Raw genomic sequence first — 21,053 nt, 5'->3', positions numbered from 1 at the left:
GGCTTCGTAGTTGCAACTGGCGAGTTGATCGAAGGGGCTTTTTGCCCGACCGCCACACGGCATTTACGGGCGCGTTCCGGCCGCTTCGCCGTCTTCAACACAGGCACGAAGCCCGGAACAAGGACACGCAGCCTCCGCCTGGAGTGCCGCGTAAGGAGTATGGAATGACCGATTCCGATGATCTTACTTTCTCCCCAGACGATGAAGCGCCACGCATCTCGACCGGCAGCGAAGGCCTCGACGACATTCTCGGTGGCGGCCTGGACCCCAATCGGATGTATCTTTACGAGGGTAGCCCCGGTTCAGGTAAAACCACCATCGCGTTGCAATTCCTGCTCGAAGGCGTACGCCACGGCGAACGTGTTCTGTACGTAACGCTTTCGGAAACCAAGCAGGAGCTGGAGCTCGTCGCCAAGCGGCACGGCTGGACGCTCGAAGGCATCGACGTATTCGAGCTGGTGACGCCCGAAGACACGCTCGACCCCGAGCTCGAACTGACCGTGCTGCATCCTGCAGAGATGGAGCTCAGCGAGACCACCAAACAGGTCTTCGATCGCGTCAACGAGACCAATCCGACCCGGGTGATTTTCGACAGTCTCTCGGAAATGCGTCTGCTGGCGCAGAGCCCGCTGCGTTATCGCCGGCAGGTGCTGGCGCTCAAGCACTTCTTTACTACACGCCGCTGCACGGTGATCTTGCTCGACGACCAAACCTCTGAAAGCGGTGATCTTCAGCTGCATTCGATATCCCACGGGGTGGTAATGCTCGAACAGCTGGCCATCGATTACGGCGCCGAGCGCAGGCGCCTGCGCGTGATCAAGATGCGCGGCATCAAGTTCCGGGGCGGCTATCACGACTTCACGATCAAGACAGGCGGTCTGGCAATCTACCCTCGTCTGATCGCGGCCGAACATCATGCGGCGTTTGTCGGCGAGCTGACATCCAGCGGTAACGCCGAGCTGGATCAAATGTTTGGCGGTGGGCTGGAGCGTGGCACCAACGCGCTGCTGATCGGGGCGGCAGGGGTCGGTAAATCATCGGTGGCGCTGAGCCTTGCCGTGGCCGCCTGTAAACGTGGCGAACAGGTGGCCCTGTTCATCTTCGATGAAGGCGTCGGCACGCTTCTGGCACGTGGCCGTGCGCTCGGAATGGACCTGGATCCCTGGATCGAAAACGGTCAACTGCGCCTTCAGCAGGTCGACCCTGCCGAATTGTCACCCGGTGAGTTCACCGCCGCCGTTCGGGACAGTGTCGAGGTGCAGGGAGCGCAGCTGGTGGTGATGGACAGCCTCAACGGCTATCTGAACGCCATGCCCGACGGCCGTTTCCTGATCCTGCAGATGCATGAACTACTGAGTTACCTGGGCCAGAAAGGCGTAGTCAGCGTAATGGTGCTGGCTCAGCATGGTCTGGTCGGCCCAATGGATACGCCCATCGATATCAGCTACCTCAGCGATACGGTTATCATGCTGCGCTATTTCGAACATGCCGGCGTGGTCCGACGTGCGTTGTCTGTGGTGAAAAAGCGCAGCGGGCGCCACGAAAACACCATTCGGGAGTTTCGCCTTGGCGCCTACGGTATCAAGGTGGGACCGTCGATTACGAACTTCAGCGGCATCTTCTCGGGCACGCCGACGTACACTGGCGATGCCACTCCCCTCATGAAAGATGAGCATGACGACGCCTAAGCGAGAAAGCCCCCTAGTAGTCGTTTTCGCACCCATCGGCAGGGACGGCCCGGCGACGGCCGACCTGCTGCGCCGCAGCGGCATGGCGGCGGACGTTTGCCACAGCGTCGCCGAGGTGCTGGAGCGCGCCGAACGCGATGCCGACGCGGTGTTCATCGCTGAAGAGGCCATGTTCGGCCAGGATCTTCAAGCGCTGGGGACTTGGGTTGATCGGCAACCGGCCTGGTCCGATTTTCCCTTCGTAGTGCTGACCAGCAAGCATCGCCAGCCAGCGGTCAGCGCATGGCGTCAACGCATGGTTGCGACGTTGCGCAACGTCTCGCTACTTGAACGTCCGGTCCAGAGCATTACCCTCACCAGCGCCATCCACGCGGCCGTACGCGGTCGGCTTCGTCAGTATGAAGTCCGTGCGCTGATCGAGGCCCGCGAACAGGCCTCGCATGAGCTCGAGGTCCTGGTTGTCGAACGCACCCGGGCTCTGGAGCAGGCCAACATTGAGCTGCGCACGCAGATGGCGGAGCGTGCCCACATCGAAGAAACCTTGCGCCAGACGCAGAAGATCGAAGCCATCGGGCAGCTTACCGGTGGCATCGCGCATGACTTCAACAACCTGCTGATGGTCATCGCCGGCGGCCTCGACATGCTCGATCGCCGCTCCGATCCAGAGCGCCGCCAGCGTTTGATGGATGGCATGCGCCAGGCCGCACAGCGAGGCGCGGCGCTGACCCGGCAGCTGCTGGCCTTCTCGCGGCGGCAGTCACTGGCACCCGAGGCAGTCGATCTCGCCCATCGCATTAGTCGGATGCGCGAACTGCTCGACCGCAGCCTGCGTGGCGACGTGCACGTCGAGGTGCAATTCGCCGCCGATCTGTGGCCGGTGGAAGTCGATCCGGGCGAGCTGGAGCTGGTGATCCTCAACCTGGCGGTCAATGCCCGCGATGCCATGCCCGAAGGCGGCACGATACTGCTGCAGGCCTCGAACGCACCTGACGAGCAGGTGCTGGGCCAGCGTGGCGATTTCGTCCGCCTGGCGGTGATCGATTCGGGCACCGGTATCCCGGACGATGTACGCGGACGTGTATTCGACCCCTTCTTCACCACCAAGGAGATTGGCAAGGGCTCTGGCCTCGGCCTGGCGCAGGTCTATGGTTTCGCTCGGCAATCCGGCGGCACGGTGTGGATCGATACCGAATGTGAACGAGGCACCAGCGTGGTGCTGCTGCTACCCCGTGCGACAGCCGTACCGGACGAACAAGGCCAGGCAGACCTGCAAATAGAGGCCACGGCGCAGAGCTCTGCCGGGAATGTCTTGCTGGTCGACGATGACGAAGAGGTCGCGGCGCTGGTCGGCGAGATGCTGCAGCACTTGGGTTTCACCGTGACCCACGCCGCCAGTGCCGCGGCGGCCCTGGGCGCCCTGGCGAACGGTCGTGACGTGGATATCGTTTTCTCCGACGTGATGATGCCCGGCGGCATGAACGGAGTGGAGCTGGCTCGAGAGATTCGCACGAGACACCATGACCTCCCGGTCCTGCTCACCAGCGGTTATGCCGAAGCCGCGAGAAAAACAGCCGATGCGGAGGGTGTCCACGTGCTGGCCAAACCCTATCGATTGGAAGAGCTCGCGCATGCCATCAGGGACGCGGTGGAAAGTGCTGCCGCCTCGAAGCAATCCCCACAGCCGCTCGCGTCACGCCACTGAACGTACCGTGCAGCACCGCCCTCGACGGTCCGAGGCCGAACTGAGCGCACTCGCCACCGTCAAACGCCAACTCCGAAACATTCTGGCCCAGGCCTGTATTGCACAGCGCCAAGGCCCGCGGCCCCAACGAAGGAATCGGCATGCCTGAACCGAGCCTCACCCTCTGGCGCTTCACCTACGAAACGGTAACCACCGCGCTGTTGGGCGCCGTGCTGTTGTGCGCCTGCACGTCATCGTTTGCCAGCGAACCCTCGCTGGCGATCCGCGACGCGCAGAACAAGCGCTTCAGCGAACAGGTCATGACGCAACCCGATCGTCGCGCACCGGCGCCAACCGCCAAATACAACCACGTCATCACCTACGGCCAGTCCTTGGCTTCGGCCGCCGAAGGCTGGCCCGCGCTGTCGAAACAGCCACGATACGACAACCTGATGCTGGGCAACTCGGTGCGTTCGGCAACTTACAGCGGTGCCCGCTTCATAGCGGTCGGTGAGCCGGCATTCAAGCCGCTCAGGGCGGTGGTCCAGCTCAAGCGTGACCCGAAGGTTATCCTCGATGGCCGGTCGGTGGCGCGCCTGGACGAGCATGCGCAGGAGGAAGGCGAATCCGTGGAAGTCGGCGCATTGAATATGGTCCGCCGTCTCTATCTGCAGAAGCACGGTGTTGAAGCCGACCCCGAGCACCTGTTTGTCGCCAGCAACGCCTCCACCTCCGGACGCTCCATCGCGCAGCTGTCCAAGGTCGGCGGCACCCACGAATATCGACGGGTACTGCAGGCGGTTGATCAGGCTAAACAGATCGCTGACGCCCAAGGCGCCAGCTACAGTCTCAGCGCCTTTTTCTGGCTGCAGGGCGAGTACGACTATTCGCAGGCCCAGGGCGGCATCAACGACAAGGCTCACTACAAGAAAATGCTGCGCCAGCTGCGCGACGATCTGAACGCCGATACCGCGCAGGCGATCGCCGGACAGCAACAGATGCCGGCGTTCATCAGCTACCAGACCGATGCCAAATCATCGGTGGTCAATGGCAGCCTCGACATCGGCATGGCGCAGTGGGAACTGGCACAAGAAGAGCCGAACTGGTACCTCGCCGGGCCGGTTTACCCTTACGTGGACAAGGGCACACACCTATCGGCCAATGGTTATCGCTGGTTCGGCCAGATGCTCGGCAAGGTCTATCACCAAGTGGTGGTCGAGGGCCGCAACTGGCAACCGCTGTCGCCGCGCGGCGCCACTTTCGAACATCGCGAAGTGCTCGTCGACTTCCATGTGCCCTTTCCGCCGTTGATGTTCGATCTGCCCTATCTCGACCATCAGGCACGGGCGATCAAAAACCGCGGCTTCACCCTGATTGATGAGCAGGGCGAGGTGCAGATCAAAGCCGTGGAGATTGTCGCCGATACGGTGGTGCGCCTGAATGCCGGCCGCGATCTGGTCGGCACGCCTCGCATCCGCTACGCCAGCCAAGCGGTCGGCGGGGCCGGTGAATTACGCGACAGCGACCCGGCCCAGGCCGACGCCCGTTACGAATACCTGCCGGACGAGGGCATGCCGCGCGAGGCAAACATCGCCGCGCTGGTGGACAAACCCTACCCGCTGCACAACTGGAGCATTGCTTTCGAACTACAGGCGGTTGAAGGCCACGACTCGCCACGCTGAGCCCCAACGCCACATCTGAAACTGACCGCGACAGGCGGGCAGCAGTGATGGCCCCGTCACGTCCGCCGCGGCGAAGGTTGGCGCGTTCAGGCCTTGTTCGCGCTGATATCCGGGCGGGAGATGCCGTCCAGGGCCGTCAGGCTGGAAAATCACGCACGCAAGGCGGATAAACCGGATAATGGCCGGCCATATCGTGTTGTTCTGGTAATCCCGCATGGAAATCAAGGTTAACTTTCTCGACAACCTCAGGCTTGAAGCCAAGTTCGATGATTTCACGGTGGTTGCCGATCAACCGATCCGCTACAAGGGCGATGGCTCGGCGCCGAGCCCGTTCGATTATTTCCTGGCCTCATCTGCGCTGTGTGCGGCTTACTTCGTCAAGTTGTACTGCCAGACCCGCGACATCCCGACCGACAATATCCGGCTCTCGCAGAACAACATCGTCGATCCGGAAAACCGCTATAAGCAGATCTTCAAGATTCAAGTCGAGCTACCAGCGGACATCTCTGACAAGGATCGCCAGGGCATCCTGCGCTCCATCGACCGTTGTACGGTGAAAAAGGCGGTGCAGACCGGGCCGGAGTTCGTCATCGAGCAAGTGGATAACCTCGATGCAGACGCCCAGGCGCTGCTGCTACCAGGCACCGGGGCCGACGCGAGCACCTACATCGCCGGTAAGGATCTGCCGCTCGAGCAGACCATCGCCAACATGTCGGAGATTCTGGCCGGCCTCGGGATGAAGATCGAAATCGCCTCGTGGCGCAATATCGTGCCCAACGTGTGGTCGCTGCATATTCGCGATGCGCATTCGCCGATGTGCTTCACCAACGGTAAAGGCGCGACCAAGGAAAGCGCGTTGGCGTCTGCGTTGGGCGAGTTCATCGAACGGCTCAACTGCAACTTCTTCTACAACGATCAGTTCTGGGGCGAAGACATCGCCCATGCCGAGTTCGTGCATTACCCCGACGAGCGCTGGTTCAAGCCGGACCGCAAAGATGCGCTGCCGGCAGAAATACTCGATGCGTACTGCCTGGATATCTACAACCCCGATGGCGAGCTGCACGGCTCACACCTGTACGACACTAATTCGGGCAACGTCGAGCGCGGCATCTGTTCGCTGCCCTTTGTGCGCCAGTCGGACGGCGAAGTGGTGTACTTCCCCTCCAACCTGATCGAAAACCTGTTTCTCAGCAACGGCATGAGCGCCGGCAATACCTTGGCCGAAGCGCAGGTGCAGTGCCTGTCGGAGATCTTCGAGCGTGCAGTGAAGCGCGAGATTCTGGAAGGCGAAATCGCCTTGCCTGACGTACCCCAGGAAGTGCTGGCGAAATACCCCGCAATCCTGGCAGGTATCCAGGGGCTGGAAGAGCAGGGTTTTCCGGTGCTGGTCAAGGATGCATCGCTGGGCGGGGAATTTCCGGTGATGTGCGTCACCCTGATGAATCCGCGTACCGGCGGCGTGTTCGCCTCGTTCGGGGCGCACCCGAGTTTCGAGGTGGCGCTGGAGCGCAGCCTCACCGAACTGTTGCAGGGCCGCAGCTTCGAAGGGTTGAACGACCTGCCCCAGCCGACCTTCGAAAGCCAGGCCGTCATGGAGCCGAACAACTTCGTCGAACACTTCATCGATTCCAGCGGTGTGGTGTCGTGGCGCTTCTTCAGCGCCAAGGCTGACTTCGAGTTCGTCGAGTGGGACTTTTCCGGACATGGCGAAGATTCCAACGCCGAGGAGGCCGCCACGCTGTTCGGGATTCTCGAAGGCATGGGCAAGGAAGCGTACATGGCCGTGTATGACCAGCTAGGCGCAACGGCCTGCCGGATTCTTGTGCCCGGCTATTCGGAAATCTACCCGGTGGAAGATCTGGTCTGGGACAACACCAACAAAGCGCTGTTTTTCCGTGAAGACATTCTTAACTTGCACCGGCTGGACGATGGCAGCCTGAAGGCACTGGTCGAGCGTCTCGAAGACAGCGAACTGGATGATTACACCGATATCACCACGCTGATCGGGATCGAATTTGACGAGAACACCGCGTGGGGCAAGCTGACGATTCTCGAACTCAAATTGCTGATCCATCTCGCCCTGAACCAGCTCGAGGAGGCAAAGGAGCTGGTCGAAGCCTTCCTGCAGTTCAACGACAACACGGTCGAGCGTGGGCTGTTCTATCAGGCCGTGAACGTGGTGCTTGAAGTGACGCTGGATGACGAAATGCAGCTGGACGACTACGAGGCCAACTTCCGTCGCCTGTTCGGCCACGAGCGGATGGACGCCGCGATGGGCTCGGTGGATGGCAGCGTGCGCTTCTTCGGCCTGACGCCCACCAGCACCAAGCTGGAAGGACTCGATCGTCATCTGCGCCTGATCGACAGCTACAAGAAGCTGCACGCCGCACGCGCCAAGGTGGCGGCGCTGCGCTGAATGCTAGGGCTAGCGTGCTGGCGACCCGAGTCCGAGTCGATGCGCCAGTCCGTCCTCCGCGCTGTATCGCTGGAATTGACCAGCCGGCGGGCGCGGACCTCAGCGAGCTGATCGTTCATTCAACAGCCAACCCGTACCGCCGCATAACCGCGACGGGATTGAAGGGGCCTGAGATCGCCCCCTCTCGCTGATCAGGCGATGCTGCGCAAACGCGCCATGTCCTTGACCGGAGAGGCACCGAACAGCCGGCTGTATTCGCGACTGAACTGCGAAGGGCTTTCGTAGCCGACCCGATAGCCGGCCGCCGAAACCTCAAGGCCTTCGGCCATCAGCAAGCGCCGGGCCTCCTGCAAGCGAAGCTGTTTCTGATACTGCAACGGGCTCATGGCGGTCAGTGCCTTGAAGCGATGATGCAGGCTTGAACTGCTGAGGTTGACCCGGCTCGCCAGCTCATCGATGCGCAGCGGCTCGACGTAGTTGTGGTTGAGCCATTCGATGGCGCGGTTGACCCGATGCGACTGGCTGCCCTGCAGTGCTATGTCCCGCAGGTGCCGACCCTGCGGCCCGCAGAGCAACCGATAGAAGATCTCGCGCAACGCCAGCGGTGCCAGCACCGGAATGTCCTTCGGGTTGCCAAGCAGGCGGACCAACCGCAGGGTGGCATCGAGCAGCGGCGCATCGATGCGGTCCAGATACAGACCGCGCCCGTCCGGCTCGCTGTTGGCCATGAGCGGCTCGGCCTCGCTGATCAGCCCGGCGATCAACGGGGGATCGATATCCAGGCGGATGCAGATATACGGCTCCGTACTGGAAGCCCGTACCACACAACCGGCCACCGGCAGTGTCACCGACACCACCAGGTAATGCAGCGGATCGTAGCAGTACAGCTCATCGGCCAAACGCACTTCCTTGCCGCCCTGGACAATGATGCACAACGCTGGCTTGTGTACGCCGTAGGTCATCTCGCCGGGTGTCTCGCAACGGATCAGGTGCAGCGGTTCGATGACGGTGGGGTGCATGCCGTCACCACTGACGAAGCCATCGACCAGCCGCGCCAGTTCGGCGCGCTGAGCACCGGTGTCATCGGCCGGAGGAGTGATGAATGAGTTCATGGCAGCCGGCTCTCAGGAAACGAAGGGATTTAGCTTAGCAGCTCGCAACCGAAATGCTGCTGGTCGGCGGTAGCGGCGCACGATGATAGCCAAGCGAACGAAGCCGCCGCGCTGCCTGGGCTGGATCGCGGTGTGTTCAAAGGATGTGATGGTGGGGCGGCGGCACCAACCGGCCGGGCCAAGGATTAGTCGTCCGGCATCGACGCACCAGCAGATGCCAAAACGCCCCGAAAGGTCGGGGCGTTTTGGTTCTCGGTCGCAGTTTCGATCAGGCGGTTCGACGCTCTGGATCAGCTGCGCGCGCGTTCTGCGTCACGCAACGCCTTGACCTGATCATGGTTGCGCTGAACGCCTTGGAATTGGCGCTCTACAACCGCACGGACATCGACCGGCAGGTCTTTTTCCAGCGCTTTGCGATAGCTCTTGAGCGCCACGTCTTCACCTCGCTCGCACTCGTTGAGGATCGCTTCGTCGCTGTGGCCGGTAATTGCGGACTTCAGATCGACCCACCGCCGATGCATATCGCCCGCGGTGCTGGTGGAAGTTTCCGGGTCGCCGCCCAGGGACCTGACCAGTTGCTGCAGCTCGGCAGCTGCCGTCGCGCAGTCCTGTGCACGCTGGGTCATGCTGGTTTGCAGCTGGGGATTCTTCAGGTCTTCAGCGCATTCGCGGAAGCCTTTTTCGCCGTCCTTGCTGGTTTCGATGAGGTCGTTAAGCACGGAAATGGTGTCGTTGGTATCCATTGAATGGTTCCTCCTGAAGCTTAGTTAACGGCCAGTGACAACACGGCCAACCTGTTGAGTCGACCGCCTCGTATCGGCAAAGGTTCAGCTGCTCCGCCCAGCGACCGCACCGCCGCACCCAGTTTCATCGCTGCCAACCGACCGGTGCGCATGGGACCAATCATTTCGCGCTTGCAGCTGTCCTAAAAGGATGTCCGCCGGTTTGGCAGACCCTCATGCATGCCCCTGACCCTGGCCGTCGAGTCCTGCACAACATGCCGCAATATCTTGCCCCCGTTCCTCGCTGGGAACCCCACGAACGTCCATCGATGCCCGGATCCCCGGCGATCCTGCTGCATCCGATGCCGGTGCGCATCGCCTATGCCTGTGTTGCGGTGCTGGTGGGTATTACCGGCGGGCTGGGCAACGCCTTGTTCATTGCCAATCTGCCGAGTATCCAGGGCGACCTGGGCCTCACGCCGTCACAGGCTGCCTGGCTGCCGGCGGCGTACTTCATGATCAACGTCTCCGCCAACCTGCTGATGATCAAGTTCCGTCAGCAATATGGCCTGCGGCGTTTCGCCGAGATCGGCCTAACCCTCTATGCACTGCTGAGCATCGCCCACGTGTTCGTCGAGGGGCTGGAAATGGCCATCTTCGTGCGCGCGGCCAGCGGCCTGGCGGCGGCCACGACCTCGTCGCTGGGGCTGTTCTACATGCTGCAGGCATTTCGCAAGTCCGATCTGCCAAAAGCGGTGATCTTCGGCTTCGGCATTTCCCAGCTGGGCACGCCGCTGGCCTGGCTGATGTCGCCGGCATTGCTGGACATGGGCGAGTGGCATCGCCTGTACATGTTCGAGAGCGGCCTGGCGCTGTGCTCGCTGGCTGCGGTGGTCGTGCTCAAGCTGCCGTTGGGCGAGCGCGTCAAGGTGTTCGAGCCGCTGGACTTTCTCACCTTTGCCCTGCTCGCCCCTGCCTTGGCGTTGATCGCGGCGGTGCTAGCGCAAGGCCGAATCCTCTGGTGGACCGAGCAACCCTGGCTGGGCTACGCCCTGATCGCTGCGCTGTTGCTGATGTGCGCGGCGTTCATGATCGAACATCACCGGCGCAATCCGTTGCTGCACACTCGTTGGCTGGGCACCGCCGAGATTCTGCGCTTCGCCTTCGGTGCGCTGGCGCTGCGACTGCTGCTATCCGAACAGAGCTATGGCGCGGTCGGCCTGCTGCAGACCCTCGGCATGGGCACCGAACAACTCCAGCCGCTGTACGCCATCATCCTGCTGGGGCTGACCATGGGTATCGCCGGCAGCGCAATGACTTTCAGCCCGTCCATGGCTTTTCCGCAGATTCTGCTGTCGATCGTGCTGATCGCGATCGCCAGCTTTCTCGACATCGATGCCACCAACCTGACCCGGCCGCATGACATGTTCCTCAGTCAGGGCCTGCTGGCCTTTGCCAGCGGCATGTTTCTCGGGCCGCTGTTGATCACCGGTATCGGCCGGGCGTTGCGCAACGGGCCGAACTATCTGGTGACTTTCATCGTCTTGTTCACCATGACCCAGAGCCTGGGCGGCCTGGCCGCGCCGGCACTGTTCGGCACCTATCAGGTGATGCGCGAGAAATATCACTCCAGCCACCTGACCGAGCAAGTAGTACCGGGCGACCCTCGGGTCGACGCGCGCTTGCTGGCCCAGAACCAGGCGCTGGCGCCACGCCAGAACGACGCTCGGCTACGTCAGGCGCAGAGCGCCGCGCAGCTGAGTCAGGCGGTCACGCGGGAAGCCAATGTGCTGGCTTTCAATGATGTATTCCGGCTGATCGGCATGCTTTCCATCGGCGTATTCGGCTGGACGCTCTATCGCACCCTGCGCATCGCGCAGCAGAACAGGAACGCCGTCTCTCCATGAGCGAACGCACCCAATCCGAGGATCAGCAAAACCTTCAGACGGCCCAGCCGCCACAACCGTCGGCGGCCGTTACCGATGCCGGCCCGACGCCGGACGATCCGCCGAAGACCATCAAACCGAGCCGGCGCTCGGTCATTCTGATGCTATTGGTGGCGCTTTTCGGTGTTCTGGCAGTTCTGTACGCCTGGCAACTTTGGCCGTTCAACGGGCAGGTGGCGGTGACCGAGAACGCCTACGTGCGAGGGCAGATCACCGTCCTCGCACCGCAGGTCAACGGCTATGTGACCGAGGTGCTGGTGCAGGACTTCGAACAGGTCGAGCAGGGGCAGGCGCTGGTACGTATCGATGACCGCCAGTACCGCCAGTTGGTCGAACAGCGCCGCGCCGAGCTGGCCGCGCGGCGCTTCGAGCTGGAGAACCTGGAGCAGACGCTGGCCTCGAACGAGGCCACGCTGGCCTCCCGCCGCGCCGAACTGTCTGCCGCCGAAGCCGAACGGCTACGCGCACTGGCGGATGAAAAACGCGTCAACGAACTGGCCGAACGCGGCTCGGTCTCCATCCGAGAACGCGACCAGATCCGCGCCAGCGCGCGTGCCGCCGCCGCCAAGGTGAAGCAGGCGCAGGCTGCTATCGCGATTGCGGAGCAGACGCTCAAGGCCAGTGAAGTATCCCGTGGTGGTTTGCAGGCGCAGATCGAAATCGCCGAAGCCACCCTGAAGCGGGCACAGATCGATCTCGACAACACAGTGATCCAGGCGCCGCGCGACGGCCAGGTCAGCGAGGTGACGGTACGCCAGGGCCAATATGTGGCGGCCGGCTCGCAACTGCTCTATCTGGTGCCGGAACAGCTCTGGGTGATCGCCAATTACAAGGAAACCCAGACCTTCGCCATGCGTCCCGGCCAGCCAGTGCAGATCGAAGTCGATGCGCTGGACGGCGCGCGCCTGAGCGGTCGCGTCCAGCGACTGGCGCCAGCCACCGGTTCGGAATTCAGCGTGCTACGCCCGGACAACGCCACGGGTAACTTCACCAAGGTGGTCCAGCGAGTGCCGGTGCGCATTTCCATCGATCCGGATCAACCGCTCGCGCAACGTCTGCGACCGGGGCTGTCGGTGGTCACTCACGTCGACACCGGGGTCGCCGTGCAATCCGACCCGCCTGTCGCGAGCGGCGCGCAATGAGCCGACGCCGTTGCGCCCTGCCCTGTCTGGTGTCCGGGTGGGTGCTGCTGACCCTGGCCGGCTGCATGCCGCCCCGTCAGCCGCTGCCACCAGAAGCCGGGTTCACTSCGCCCCGTCGCTGGCGCGAGCCGGGCGCGAAGCCGGTCGAGGTTTCCGCGACCTGGTGGGAGGCCTTCGCTGATCCGTACCTGACGGCACTTGTCGAGACGGCCCTGGCGAACAACACCGATGTGCTGAGCGCTGCCTCACGGGTCGAGCAGGCGCGCGAGCAGATCCAGCTGTCGCGCGCCGCCCTGCTGCCCTCGCTCGACGCCGTACTGGGTGCGCAACGGACCCGCGAACTGAGCGTGCTGGGGATCACTCATACCACCGCGGTACAGCCATCGCTGCAAGTGTCCTACGAAGTGGACCTCTGGGGCCGCCTGCGGCGTTTGCGCGAAGCGGCCGACCTGCAGTTTCAGGCGACCGAAGCCGAACGCGACGCGGTACGTCTGGCCGTAGCCAGTACCACCGCCCGGGCCTACGTGTCGTTGTTGTCGCTGGACCGGCAGCTGCATGTCACGCGGGAAACGGTCAATTCTCGGCAGGAGGCGCTGCGCGTCGCCGAAGACCGTGCCGGCCTCGGCTACACCTCGCAGCTGGAGCTGACCCAGGCGCAGTCCGAATACGAAGCCGCTGCCGAACTGTTACCGCGCTTGCAACAGGCGATCCGCGAGCAGGAAAACGCCCTGCGCCTGCTCACCGGCCGCCTGCCCGGAGAGGTCGAACGCGGCGCCGGGCTGCTGACCATCGAGCCGCCACCGGTGCCCGCCGTGCTGCCATCGACCCTGTTACGCCGGCGTCCGGATATCCAGCAAGCCGAACTGTTACTGGCCGCCAGCAACCTGAACCTGCAGGCCCAGCGAGACCGCTTTCTGCCCCAGGTACAACTGTCGGCCAGCGTCGGCCAACTATTCGTCAACTCGCTGGATTATGACCCGGTGCGAGTCTGGGATCTCGGCGCCAGTGTGCTCGCACCGATCTTCGATGCCGGGCGTCTGGAAGCTGGCGTGAACATCGCCACCGCACAGCGCAACCAGGCCGCGTTCGCCTACCGCGCCACGGCGCTGCAGGCCTTCAACGAAGTAGAGAACAGCCTGGCCGCGATCGGCAATCTGCGCCAGCAGCTCTCGCGCGTCGCGGCTCGGCGCGCCGTGCTGGAGCGCTCGCTGACCTATGCCGAAGACCGCTACCGCGCGGGCTATTCGTCCTACCTGGAAACCCTCGATGCCCAGCGCAACCTGTTCAACACCGAGCTGGCCGCCGTGCAACTGCGCGAAAGCCAACTCAACGCGCTGATCCGCCTGTATCAGGTGCTCGGCGGCGGCTGGCAGGCCAACCGCGAGCCGCCTCAGCCCGGCTGACCGACTCGCAGTCGACGCGACCGCGCCAGACCATCGATCAGTGCCTCGCCGATCAGAAATAGCAGCAAGCTGACGCCCAGCACCGGCAGGCAGATGCCAAACAGCATGGCGAGAGCCACCGTGACCAGCCGCGTGACGGGAGGCAGCGCCGCCAACGACTGAACCAGGCCAACGCGGCGTGCCGTGACTCGTCGCAGGCCCATCACGTAACCGACGGCCACTAGCGTCGCCAGCCCCAGCGCGGTAATCGCCAGCAGCAGTTGGTTAGCCAATCCGAACAGCGAGCCCATGTGCGCGTCGATGCCCCAGCGTGTCAGCTTGGCCGCCAGGGGGAAAGTGGCGAAGTCGATGCGATCGGTGATGCGCAGGCTGCGCGGATCGACCGCTACGGCGTCGACCTGGGTCGGCCAGCTGCGGTCGATCTCGGTCACCGTCCAGGCGCGGTCGGGCCCGCCTGCCGGTACGATTTCCAGCTTGTCTGCATCGATGCCGGCGTGACGCGCGGCGCCGAGCACGGCATCGAACAGCGCTGAATCCTGCGAGGGCGCTGCCGGCATCGCCATCCCGGCATGATGGGCGTGTTCACTGGCTGGCGCGGCGGAGGCACCGTTCAGCGCGGTGGACACACTCGGCGTCGACATGCCCAACGTTGCCCGGACGATGCCGATGTTGTCGCCGGCCCAGCGCGACCAGGTCAGGCCGGTAGCGGAAAAGAACAGCAGGCCGATCAACAGGCACAGCCCCAGGGTCGCGTGCCAGTGACGCAGCCCTCGCCGGCGCGGCAGGCCCGTACCTAGCCGGCGACGACGGATCGCCCACAGTGCGAGGCCGCCCAGCGCGGCGACCCAAAGCCAGGATGCCGCCAGTTCGCTGTACAACCGGCCCGGCTCGCCGAGCAGCAGGCTGCGGTGAAACTGATCGAGCCAAGTACGCAGCGGCAGCACGCCGCTGGTGCCGTAGACCAGCAGATCGCCGCGGATCTCGGCAGTCATCGGGTCGACGAACACCGCGCGGCTTTCCGAGTCGCCCAGCGCCGGCGTCTTGAACATCACTCGCGTCGTGGTGCCGGGTTGCGGCGCTGGCCGCACCGCAGACAAGGTCGCAGCCTCGCCGATGTAGGCCTGGGCGACGTCGATTTGCCGCGCCAAGGGCAATGCCGTGCCGGTGCTTTCGGTGTACAGCTGTTGTGCGTACAGACGGTTTTCCAGTTGCGGCGTCAAGGCGTAGACCAGACCACTCAGGGCTGCCACGAAGATGAACGGGCCGACCAGCAGGCCGACGTAGAGATGCAGGCGAATCAACAACCCGAACAGCGGTTGTTGCGTACGGGATACCGTGGTTGGCGCCTCGGGACGGGCGCCGGCAGCAGGTGCAGACATGGTTGTTCGCTCGATCGAAGGCCGCGGCCGAAAGAGCCAGCGGCAGGACGTGCCAGCGGGGCGCAACGCGACCGCCAGGCAGTGTTTAAACCGGAGTAACCGATCAGGCGAGTGGTGAGGCGCGGGGATTGAGGCTCGGCCAGTAGTATCGTGGCGAGGCATGAGCAGGCCCTGCAAGTGGCAGCAGGCCCAGGCCGGTGCGCCGCGGCACCAGCAGCTGCGGCGCGCTGGGTGCAATCGCCGCCAGCGCCGCGGCGCCTGCCGCGCAGCAGCAAGGCATCGAGAGGTGATGAGCAGGGTCCGGCGGCGGCGTGGATGGGTCGGCGTGGGCGGCGTGGCTCTGCGGCGCTATGTCGGTCTTCGCTGCGAGGTGATGATCGCCATGCTGGAGGACCTCGGCCATCGCGCAGTGCCCGGCCATGCCCATCATCGGCGCAGCGGTGCCCATCAGCGGCATCGCGAACAGATGCAGCAACACCGCGAGGGTGGCCAGCCAGGCCGGGGCGCGACGAGAGCGGAACATGGAAACGCGTGGCTCCACTGGATGAGAAGGCTGCACCTTAGCGCAGTCGCACCGGACGCAGATCCTGCAAGCGCTGCGGCCGTGGCACGGATTGTAGGTGTGCGCGGCGCGGACTGCCACGTCAGTGATGCTGTCGGCGCTGGCGAAACAATATCCGCTCAGGACGAGGCGCTCCGCACCCACGCCACCGCTGCCCCGCCTTCGCCGCCACGTCGATAGCGGGCGGCAAGCCCCCGCGTGGGTATTCAACGCTCCGCTTCGCTCAGCGGCTGTGGCATGCCCAGCAGGAAGCCCTGGGCCTTGGTCACCTGCAATCCGCGCAGGACCGCCAGCTCGCCGTTCGTTTCCACGCCCTCAGCGATGATCTTGCTGCCCGTCTGATCGGCGAAACGAATCAGCGCCGCGGCCATCGCGCAGCAGTCGCTGTCGCTGTCGACGTTGCTGATCAGGCTTCGATCGAGCTTGATGACGTCAGGCTTGAGCTTGAGGATGTGACGAAAGCTGGCATAGCCGGCGCCCGCGTCGTCAACCGCCAGGCGTAACCCTCGTTGGCGCAGAGGTTCGAGGATGGTTGCGATCAGCGCATAGTCGACGATAGACGTGTGCTCGGTCACCTCCAGCATCAGGCGATGCAGCGGTTGCTTGGCAAGCAGTTCGACCACCGAGCCATCCAGCAGCGCTTCTGGACAGACGTTCAGCGACAGGTAGACATTGTCGGGAATCAACCGCAGGCCTTCGAGCGCGGTTTTCAGCAGCAGGGTCTCTAACTGGGTGCGAAGCCCGACCTCGCCAGCTTCCTGAAACCAGACGTCCGGCGAACGATATGGTTCGGGACGAAACCGGGCCAGCGCTTCGTAGCCCACGACCGTGTCGTCAGCCAAGTTGAAGATGGGTTGGTAGACGGTCCAGAAATCGCAATGCGCGATGACCGCCTTGATGCGCTCGAGCTTGTCACGGCGCAGCTGCTCGCGTAGTGCATTGCGCTCGAGCAGTCCCCCGGCAAAGCGGGCAAACAGGCGCACGGTGCGCAGGTCGCATTGGTCCAGGCTTTGATCCGCTTGCGTGCTGAAGCAGCAGAAGGTCCCGTAAAGCGAACCATCGCTGAAACGAATCGGCACGCTCATATGCGCCCCAATCGGTATCGCCCGAGTCTCCGGTAGCGCCAGCGCCTCCTTGAACTCAGCGGCATCGTGAATGAGCTCCGGCAGGCGGCCATCGACGATCCGCTGGCAGTAGCTGTCCCCCAACGAACCGCTCGCGCCAACCAACAATGCCGTCGGATGAGGGCTCCCGTCGATATGGCGAAACACCCGCCGTCCTTCGTGAAACTCTCCAATGAAAGCGACGTCCATGCGTAGATGTCGCCGGACCGTGTTCAGGGCCTCGGTCAGCATCTCGTCGATGGACAGATTAACCAGCTCATCCCCGTCAAACTTCAGCGACGGTTCATGTTCGCCAACCAGACCAGAATTCTGGTTCATCATGGGTACTCCGTTCGCTCTTCCACAGGAAGAATCGTAGGCATCCTGACGGCTTCAGATAATGGGGCTGGTATGTGTTGCAGCGCCCTGTCTTGAGCCTAGCGCTCATTCCGCCGTTGCTTGGCGGGTGACGACGACCGGCGTTTCGCCGGTTTCTTTTCCGGCTCGTTCGCGGCATCGGCTGCGGCCAGCGTGACCCAGGTCGGCGCATGGTCGCTGGCATGTTCCTGATCACGCACCCAGCGATCGACACCGGCGTCGAGCAATCGTGGCGCCAGATCGGTGCTGAGCAACAGATGATCGATACGCAGGCCTGAATTCTTTTGCCAGTGCTGGCGAAAATAGTCCCAGAAGGTATAGATGCGCTCGTCGGGGTATTTGGCGCGCAGCGCATCGCTCCAGCCTTGTTCCAGAAGACGTTGGTAGCAGGCGCGGCTTTCCGACTGCAACAGCGCGTCCTTCGTCCAGGAGCGCGGGTTGTAGATATCTTCGTCGGTGGGCACCACGTTGTAATCACCTGCCAGCACCACCGGATGCCCGTTGTCGAACAAACCCGCCGCGTGCTCGATCAGGCGCTCGAACCACGCCAGCTTGTAATCGAACTTCGGCCCCGGCTGCGGATTGCCGTTGGGCAGGTAGAGACAGGCGACGATCACGCCATGGGCGGCAGCCTCCAGATAACGGCTATGGCTGTCGTCCGGATCGCCAGGCAGGCCGCGACGGATTTCGAGGGGGTCGTCACCGCGCGCGAGTATCGCCACGCCATTCCACGACTTCTGCCCGTGCCAGATCGCGCCGTAACCAGCGGCGCGAATGTCATCGATGGGGAAGTCGGCGTCCTGCGCTTTGAGCTCCTGCAGGCAAACCACATCCGGCTGCTCGCGCTCCAGCCATTCCAACAGATTGGTGCGCCGTGCACGGATGCCGTTGATGTTGTAGGTGGCGATTTTTAGGGAATCCACAAGCGCGTCTCTCTAAGGCAGTTCTACGACCTTAGCTGTGACAGCGCGGCCCGGCATCCATATCCAGAGGCGTAAACGGAATCAGACTTTTTCTGCTGGGAAGCGCAGGACGAACAGCGTTTCCTTGGCGTCGCTACGAACAACCACCTCGCCGCCGTGCAGCTGCATGATAGAGCGCACGATTGCCAAGCCCAACCCGCCGGTATCGCCCGGCTCGGCGCGCGATGGGTCGCATCGGTAGAAGCGATCGAACAGCCGCGGCAGATGCTCGGGCGGGATCGGAAGCCCCTGATTGATCACGCTGAGCGACCGCCACCCATCCCCTGAGCCGCTGACGATGCGCACCGGGCTGTCACTGGCGCCGTAGCGCAGCGCATTGGCCAGCAGGTTCGCCAGCGCCCGACGGATCAGCTCGGGGTCACCGAACAGCGCACCCTCGGTTTCGTCGAGCAGCTGAATCCCTCGCTCTTCGGCAATGCCTTCGAAGTAGTCGCACAGTTGCTTGACCAGTGCTGGCAATGCAAACCGCTGCCGCTCGATGGCCGCCGCCGGCTGCTCGGCACGAGCGAGGAACAGCATGCCGTCGATCATCCGCGCCAGGCGTTCGTACTCCTCCTGATTGGACACCAGCAACGCGTGATAGGCCTCGGCATCGCGGTCCTTGTGCAACAGCTGCTGGGTCTGGCCCATGAGATTGCCGAGCGGCGTGCGCATCTCGTGGGCCAGGTCCTCACTGAAGCGCGACAGCCGCGCGAAGCCCTGTTCCAGCCGATTCAGCATCTGGTCAAGCGCGGCACGCAGCGGCTCCAGTTCACTGGGCATTGCCGATTCGTCGAGGCGCAGATGCAGGTGCTGCACGTCGATGGCCAGCGCCTGCCGCGTGAGATGCCGTACGGGACGCAGCGCGCGCCGGCTGATCAGCCAGCCGAGCAAGGACGCCAGAAGCGCGCCGAGACTGAGCGCCCACCAGAGCTTTACGCGGTAGGCGGCAAGCATCTGCTCGCGCTCGACGAGCATGCGCCCGGCCACCAGCGTCAGCCCCGCCTCGCCCGGCAACCGACGCCAGGCCAGCCGCGCTCCATCCGTATCGGTCAACGCCGCGGCATTGCTGGCCGGCAATGTCGGAATGGCCAGCCGCGCCGGGTTGATCTCGATCAGCGGGCGCCCCTGAGCGTCGAGTAACCAGAGCAGGCTGTCGCGATTGCCCAGCATGTTTTCGTACAGCTGTGGTCGTTGGCGGAGCGCCTCGATACTGGCGCTGTCCTCCAGCAGCGCCTGCATGCGTTCCAGCCGACCGAGCAGTGCCTGATCGTCACGCCAGCTGATTTCCCGCTCCAGCGAGCGATACAGATACAGCCCGATGGCACCGAGCAGCACTACGGCCACCAGTGCGAAGGCGATGGCCAGGCGCAGGCTGAGCGAGCGCGGCAACAGCCTCATGTTGCGGCCTCCAGCACGTAACCCATGCCGCGCACGGTATGGATGAGCTTGAGCGGATAGGGATCGTCGACCTTCGCGCGCAGGCGGCGGATCGCCACGTCGACCACGTTTGTGTCGCTGTCGAAATTCATTTGCCAGACCTGCGAGGCGATCTGCGCACGCGACAGCACCTCCCCTTGGCGACAGAGCAACAGGTGCAGCAAGGCGAACTCCTTGTTGGTCAGGCTGATGCGTTCGCCCTGGCGAGTGACGCGCCGGCGCAGCAGGTCCAGCTCAAGATCGGCAACCTGAAAACGCTCGACTTCACGCGGCGGCCCGCGGCGCAGCAGGGTGCGCACCCGCGCCAGCAGTTCGGCATAGGAAAACGGCTTGACCAGGTAGTCGTCCGCGCCCAGCTCCAGCCCGCGCACGCGGTCTTCCACCGCATCGCGCGCGGTGAGAAACAGAACAGGCGTATGCGCCGACCGCTTGCGTACCACCTGCACCAGCTCCCAGCCGTCGTGCCCCGGCAGCATGACGTCGAGGATCACCAGGTCGAAGGCTTCCTCCTCGATCAGGTATTTGCCGTCGACGCCGTTGCGCGCAACCTCCACCCGGTAACCGGATTCCTCCAGCCCGCGCTTGAGGTAGTCGGCCGTCTTGGCCTCGTCCTCCACCACCAGAATTCGCATCGGATCACCTCGCTGAATGTGCGCCGCAGGTCGTTGAAGAACGTCAGCGAGGCAGCCAGCGCAAGGCGAAAACGGGCGAAAAAGCGCAGCTTACAAGTGGTAAATGAGCATTTTGAGCCTGTTTTCAACGCAGCAATGGCAACGCAGGTAATTCTTCAACTGCCTGCTAGGTTATGGCGCCGCCGCATTGCGAGCCATTACAAAAGCGTAATGCGCAGGCAACGGTTCTGACGGGCGGCGATCGGCACCATGCGCCCCGAAGCTCAGCCACCCAAGGAAACCGATATGCGTATCGCAGCCACACTGTCATTGCTGACGCTGGCATTACTTAACCCGGCCCTAAGCGCCAACGCCGCCACGCCAGCACCGATCACCCAGCAGAACGTCTCGCTGGCCCTGGCCGACGGCCTGATCCAGGCCACGCTGGACCAGTGCCACGCGGAAAACCGCACGGCAGTGGTCGCGGTGGTCGATCGCGGCGGCAACCTGGTCGCCCTGCACCGGGACGACAACGTCGGCCCGCACAACACCCTCGCGGCGCAGCGCAAGGCCTACACCGCGCTGTCGAGCAAGACCCCGACCCGCCTGTTCGCTGAACGCGCCGCCGCTACGCCGGACGCCGCCAACCTCAACTCGTTGGATGAACTGTTGCTGCTCGGCGGTGGCGTGCCGCTGAAGGTCGGGGACGAGGTGATTGGTGCCATCGGCGTGGCCGGTGCCGGCGGTGCCAAGAACGACGAGGCCTGCGCCATGGCCGCCATCGAAAAACTGCTGCCCTCCTCCCACTGAAGAAAAGGAAAACACC

Annotated in this window: 16 protein-coding genes; 8 read left to right on the top strand and 8 right to left on the bottom strand. The window is 63.5% G+C overall.

Going from position 1 to position 21,053, the window contains the following annotated elements; genetic code table 11:
* The first annotated feature begins 164 nt into the window (after positions 1 to 164).
* From CH92_RS05770 to CH92_RS05755, 4 genes are all read left to right on the top strand, one after another.
* Positions 165 to 1,688 carry an ATPase domain-containing protein gene (locus CH92_RS05770; protein WP_025240829.1) on the top strand — a complete coding sequence of 508 codons (1,524 nt, stop codon included), beginning with the start codon at positions 165 to 167 and terminating at the stop codon, positions 1,686 to 1,688.
* On the top strand, positions 1,675 to 3,390 hold the full coding sequence (locus CH92_RS05765; protein ID WP_025240828.1) for a response regulator: 1,716 nt from the start codon (positions 1,675 to 1,677) through the stop codon (positions 3,388 to 3,390). The genes CH92_RS05770 and CH92_RS05765 overlap by 14 nt, the downstream gene beginning before the upstream one ends.
* Positions 3,391 to 3,530: 140 nt before the next feature.
* On the top strand, positions 3,531 to 5,051 hold the full coding sequence (locus tag CH92_RS05760) for a sialate O-acetylesterase (RefSeq protein WP_025240827.1): 1,521 nt from the start codon (positions 3,531 to 3,533) through the stop codon (positions 5,049 to 5,051).
* A gap of 214 nt (positions 5,052 to 5,265) precedes the next feature.
* Positions 5,266 to 7,467, top strand: coding sequence for an OsmC domain/YcaO domain-containing protein (locus tag CH92_RS05755; RefSeq protein WP_025240826.1), 2,202 nt, complete (start codon positions 5,266 to 5,268; stop codon positions 7,465 to 7,467).
* 191 nt (positions 7,468 to 7,658) lie between these two features.
* Here CH92_RS05755 and CH92_RS05750 read toward each other — a convergent pair whose 3' ends face one another.
* Positions 7,659 to 8,579 carry an AraC family transcriptional regulator gene (locus CH92_RS05750; protein ID WP_025240825.1) on the bottom strand — a complete coding sequence of 307 codons (921 nt, stop codon included), beginning with the start codon at positions 8,577 to 8,579 and terminating at the stop codon, positions 7,659 to 7,661.
* Positions 8,580 to 8,869: 290 nt separating this feature from the next.
* Positions 8,870 to 9,322 (bottom strand): PA2169 family four-helix-bundle protein, encoded by a 453-nt coding sequence (locus CH92_RS05745; RefSeq protein WP_025240824.1) that lies wholly within the window; start codon positions 9,320 to 9,322, stop codon positions 8,870 to 8,872.
* Positions 9,323 to 9,630: 308 nt separating this feature from the next.
* Here CH92_RS05745 and CH92_RS05740 point away from each other — a divergent pair, with 308 nt between their 5' ends.
* From CH92_RS05740 to CH92_RS05730, 3 genes are read left to right on the top strand one after another with little or no spacing between them, the layout of a single operon-like run.
* Positions 9,631 to 11,208 carry an MFS transporter gene (locus CH92_RS05740; RefSeq protein WP_025240823.1) on the top strand — a complete coding sequence of 526 codons (1,578 nt, stop codon included), beginning with the start codon at positions 9,631 to 9,633 and terminating at the stop codon, positions 11,206 to 11,208.
* Positions 11,205 to 12,389 (top strand): HlyD family secretion protein, encoded by a 1,185-nt coding sequence (locus CH92_RS05735; protein ID WP_025240822.1) that lies wholly within the window; start codon positions 11,205 to 11,207, stop codon positions 12,387 to 12,389. The genes CH92_RS05740 and CH92_RS05735 overlap by 4 nt, the downstream gene beginning before the upstream one ends.
* Positions 12,386 to 13,792: an efflux transporter outer membrane subunit gene (locus tag CH92_RS05730; RefSeq protein WP_025240821.1), complete on the top strand. Its 1,407-nt coding sequence runs from the start codon at positions 12,386 to 12,388 to the stop codon at positions 13,790 to 13,792. Before CH92_RS05735 ends, CH92_RS05730 begins: the two co-directional genes overlap by 4 nt.
* On the opposite strand, the gene CH92_RS05725 is transcribed toward CH92_RS05730, so the two are convergent.
* From CH92_RS05725 to CH92_RS05700, 6 genes are all read right to left on the bottom strand, one after another.
* A complete protein-coding gene (locus tag CH92_RS05725) occupies positions 13,780 to 15,171 on the bottom strand; it encodes a PepSY-associated TM helix domain-containing protein (RefSeq protein WP_025240820.1) in 1,392 nt (463 codons plus the stop codon). The two genes, CH92_RS05730 and CH92_RS05725, sit on opposite strands and share 13 nt — an antisense overlap.
* Positions 15,172 to 15,274: 103 nt before the next feature.
* Entirely contained in the window at positions 15,275 to 15,694 is a 420-nt protein-coding gene (locus CH92_RS05720) for a DUF2946 family protein (RefSeq protein WP_025240819.1), read from the bottom strand.
* Between the two features lie 245 nt (positions 15,695 to 15,939).
* Positions 15,940 to 17,175 carry a sensor domain-containing phosphodiesterase gene (locus tag CH92_RS05715; RefSeq protein WP_423833163.1) on the bottom strand — a complete coding sequence of 412 codons (1,236 nt, stop codon included), beginning with the start codon at positions 17,173 to 17,175 and terminating at the stop codon, positions 15,940 to 15,942.
* A gap of 98 nt (positions 17,176 to 17,273) precedes the next feature.
* Positions 17,274 to 18,137 carry an exodeoxyribonuclease III gene (gene xth, locus CH92_RS05710; RefSeq protein ID WP_025240817.1) on the bottom strand — a complete coding sequence of 288 codons (864 nt, stop codon included), beginning with the start codon at positions 18,135 to 18,137 and terminating at the stop codon, positions 17,274 to 17,276.
* Between the two features lie 81 nt (positions 18,138 to 18,218).
* Entirely contained in the window at positions 18,219 to 19,577 is a 1,359-nt protein-coding gene (locus CH92_RS05705; RefSeq protein WP_025240816.1) for a heavy metal sensor histidine kinase, read from the bottom strand.
* Positions 19,574 to 20,248 carry a heavy metal response regulator transcription factor gene (locus tag CH92_RS05700; RefSeq protein ID WP_025240815.1) on the bottom strand — a complete coding sequence of 225 codons (675 nt, stop codon included), beginning with the start codon at positions 20,246 to 20,248 and terminating at the stop codon, positions 19,574 to 19,576. The genes CH92_RS05705 and CH92_RS05700 overlap by 4 nt, the downstream gene beginning before the upstream one ends.
* Before the next feature lie 285 nt (positions 20,249 to 20,533).
* Between CH92_RS05700 and CH92_RS05695 the strand changes: the two genes are divergently transcribed.
* Complete coding sequence (locus CH92_RS05695; protein ID WP_025240814.1) at positions 20,534 to 21,037, top strand: GlcG/HbpS family heme-binding protein; 504 nt, start codon at positions 20,534 to 20,536, stop codon at positions 21,035 to 21,037.
* The last annotated feature ends 16 nt before the right edge of the window (positions 21,038 to 21,053 follow it).

The organism is Stutzerimonas stutzeri, from assembly GCF_000590475.1.
Taxonomy (GTDB): domain Bacteria; phylum Pseudomonadota; class Gammaproteobacteria; order Pseudomonadales; family Pseudomonadaceae; genus Stutzerimonas; species Stutzerimonas stutzeri_D.
The sequence above is the reverse complement of the archived record's forward strand: the minus strand, read 5'-3'. Positions and strand labels throughout refer to the sequence as shown.

Coding starts and splice junctions, on each gene's coding strand:
- CH92_RS05750 (WP_025240825.1), bottom strand. CDS start 8,579: ATGAACTCATTCATCACTCCTCCGGCCGATGACACCGGTGCTCAGCGC.
- CH92_RS05695 (WP_025240814.1), top strand. CDS start 20,534: ATGCGTATCGCAGCCACACTGTCATTGCTGACGCTGGCATTACTTAAC.
- CH92_RS05725 (WP_025240820.1), bottom strand. CDS start 15,171: ATGTCTGCACCTGCTGCCGGCGCCCGTCCCGAGGCGCCAACCACGGTA.
- CH92_RS05735 (WP_025240822.1), top strand. CDS start 11,205: ATGAGCGAACGCACCCAATCCGAGGATCAGCAAAACCTTCAGACGGCC.
- CH92_RS05715 (WP_423833163.1), bottom strand. CDS start 17,175: ATGAACCAGAATTCTGGTCTGGTTGGCGAACATGAACCGTCGCTGAAG.
- CH92_RS05740 (WP_025240823.1), top strand. CDS start 9,631: ATGCCCGGATCCCCGGCGATCCTGCTGCATCCGATGCCGGTGCGCATC.
- CH92_RS05745 (WP_025240824.1), bottom strand. CDS start 9,322: ATGGATACCAACGACACCATTTCCGTGCTTAACGACCTCATCGAAACC.
- CH92_RS05770 (WP_025240829.1), top strand. CDS start 165: ATGACCGATTCCGATGATCTTACTTTCTCCCCAGACGATGAAGCGCCA.
- CH92_RS05705 (WP_025240816.1), bottom strand. CDS start 19,577: ATGAGGCTGTTGCCGCGCTCGCTCAGCCTGCGCCTGGCCATCGCCTTC.
- CH92_RS05765 (WP_025240828.1), top strand. CDS start 1,675: ATGACGACGCCTAAGCGAGAAAGCCCCCTAGTAGTCGTTTTCGCACCC.
- CH92_RS05760 (WP_025240827.1), top strand. CDS start 3,531: ATGCCTGAACCGAGCCTCACCCTCTGGCGCTTCACCTACGAAACGGTA.
- CH92_RS05720 (WP_025240819.1), bottom strand. CDS start 15,694: ATGTTCCGCTCTCGTCGCGCCCCGGCCTGGCTGGCCACCCTCGCGGTG.
- CH92_RS05755 (WP_025240826.1), top strand. CDS start 5,266: ATGGAAATCAAGGTTAACTTTCTCGACAACCTCAGGCTTGAAGCCAAG.
- CH92_RS05700 (WP_025240815.1), bottom strand. CDS start 20,248: ATGCGAATTCTGGTGGTGGAGGACGAGGCCAAGACGGCCGACTACCTC.